Below are 2,233 nucleotides of genomic sequence, written 5' to 3'. Positions count from 1 at the left end.
CGTGAGCAACCGCCAGGGCGGCCTGCAGAACAAGCATCTGCGCAGCGTGCGCAGCCAGCTGGATGCGGAACTGACCCGGCAACTGCTCAAGGACGCCCCGGCGGCCTACCGCACCCAGGTCAATGACCTGCTGCTGACCGCGCTGGCCCAGGTGATCAGCACCTGGAGCGGCGAGGCTTCGGTACTGCTGGAAATGGAAGGGCATGGCCGCGAAGACCTGTTCGACGCCCTCGACCTGACCCGCAGCGTCGGCTGGTTCACCAGCCTCTACCCGGTGCACCTGACCCCGGCCGCCGAGCTTGGCGCGTCGGTCAAGGCGATCAAGGAGCAACTGCGCGCGATCCCGGCCAAGGGCATCGGCTACGGCGCCCTGCGCTACCTCGGTGACGACGCGGCGCGGGCCAGCCTGGCGGGCCTTGCGCAACCGCGCATCACCTTCAACTACCTGGGCCAGTTCGACGCCAGCTTCGATGACCCGCAGGCGTTGTTCAGCCCCGCCGACGAAAGTGCCGGCGAGGGCCAGAGCGCCGAGGCGCCGCTGGGCAACTGGCTGACCCTCAACGGCCAGGTGTACGGCGGCGAGCTGAGCATGACCTGGGCATTCAGCGGCGAGATGTTCGACGAGGCCGTGATGCAGGACCTCGCCGACCGCTACAGCCAGGCCTTGGCCGAGCTGGTGGCGCATTGCTGCAGCGGTGCCCGCGGCATGACGCCGTCGGACTTCCCGCTGGCCGGGCTGGACCAGCGTCAACTGGATGCCCTGGCGCTGGCGCCAGACACCGTCGAAGACCTCTACCCGCTGTCGCCGATGCAGCAGGGCATGCTGTTCCATGCCCTGTACGAGCAGGGCAGCGGCGAGTACATCAACCAACTGCGCCTGGACCTCAGCGGGCTCGACCCGCAGCGTTTCCGCCAGGCCTGGCAGGCGGCGCTGGACAACCACGATATCCTGCGCACCCGCTTCCTTTGGGAAGGCGGGCTGCCCCAAGCCCTGCAACTGGTGCACAAGCAGGTCGAGGTGCCGTTCTTCGAGCACGACTGGCGTGGGCGCAGCGACCTGGACACGGCGCTGACCGAGCTGGCCGCTGCCGAACAGCGGGCGCTGGACCTGGGCAAGGCACCGCTGCTGCGCCTGCAACTGGTGCGCACGGCCGAGCAGGCCTATCACCTGGTCTACACCCACCACCACATCCTGCTCGACGGCTGGAGCAACTCGCTGCTGCTGGGCGAGGTGCTGCAGCACTACAACGGCCAGGCCGTCAGCGGTGCCCCGGGTCGCTACCGCGACTACATCGGCTGGCTGCAGGCCCAGGATGGCGAACTCAACCGCGCCTTCTGGAGCGGCCACCTGGCCCAACTGCACACCCCGACCCGCCTGGTCGGCCTGTGCGCCGCCGATGCGGCGCGTGAAGGCCAGGGCGACCTGTTCGTGCACCTGGACGCCGCGGCCACCCGCCGCCTGGGCGATTTCGCCCGCCAGTGCAAAGTCACCGCCAACACCCTGGTGCAGGCAGCCTGGCTGTTGCTGCTGCAGCGTTACACCGGGCAGGACACGGTGTGCTTCGGTGCCACGGTGTCGGGTCGCCCGGCGGCCCTGGCCGGCATCGAGCAACAGGTCGGCCTGTTCATCAACACCCTGCCGGTGATCGCCAGCCCGCGTGCCGATGAGGCGGTCGGCAGCTGGCTGCAGGCGCTGCAGGGCTACAACCTGGCCCTGCGCGAGCAGGAGCACACCCCGCTGTACGAACTGCAGCGCTGGTCGGGCCATGGCAACGACGCCTTGTTCGACAGCCTGTTGGTGTTCGAGAACTACCCGGTGTCCGAGGCCCTGCGCGAGGAGGCCAACCAGGACCTGCAATTGGGCGAGCTGAGCAACCGCGAGCAGACCAGCTTCCCGCTGACCCTGCTGGTGGCGATGGGCGAGCGGCTGCAACTGCACTTCAACTTCGTCCGTGAACTGTTCGACGAGGCCACCGTCGCGCGCCTTGGCGAGCACCTGTCGCTGCTGTTGCAGCGCCTGGCACTCAGTGCCGAAACGCGGTTGGGTGACATCGAGCTGCTGGGCAGCGACGAACACAACCAGCAAGTGCTGGCCTGGAATGCCAACGCCCTGGATTACCCGCAGGACCGCTGCATCCACCAGCAGATCGAAGCCCGCGCCGAGGCTACCCCGGACGCCCTGGCCCTGATCGACGGCGAGCAACGCTACAGCTACGCCCAGGTCAACGCCCGC

1 protein-coding gene is annotated in these 2,233 nt (G+C 68.5%); it reads left to right on the top strand.

Features of this window, described 5'->3' with window-relative positions; genetic code table 11:
• The coding region (locus tag ACQ4N9_RS26430) for a condensation domain-containing protein (RefSeq protein ID WP_430934099.1) at positions 1-2,233 on the top strand (2,233 nt) is incomplete at both ends.

The organism is Pseudomonas sp. ES1 (genome assembly GCF_050586605.1).
Lineage (GTDB): Bacteria > Pseudomonadota > Gammaproteobacteria > Pseudomonadales > Pseudomonadaceae > Aquipseudomonas > Aquipseudomonas sichuanensis.
The sequence above is the reverse complement of the archived record's forward strand: the minus strand, read 5'-3'. Positions and strand labels throughout refer to the sequence as shown.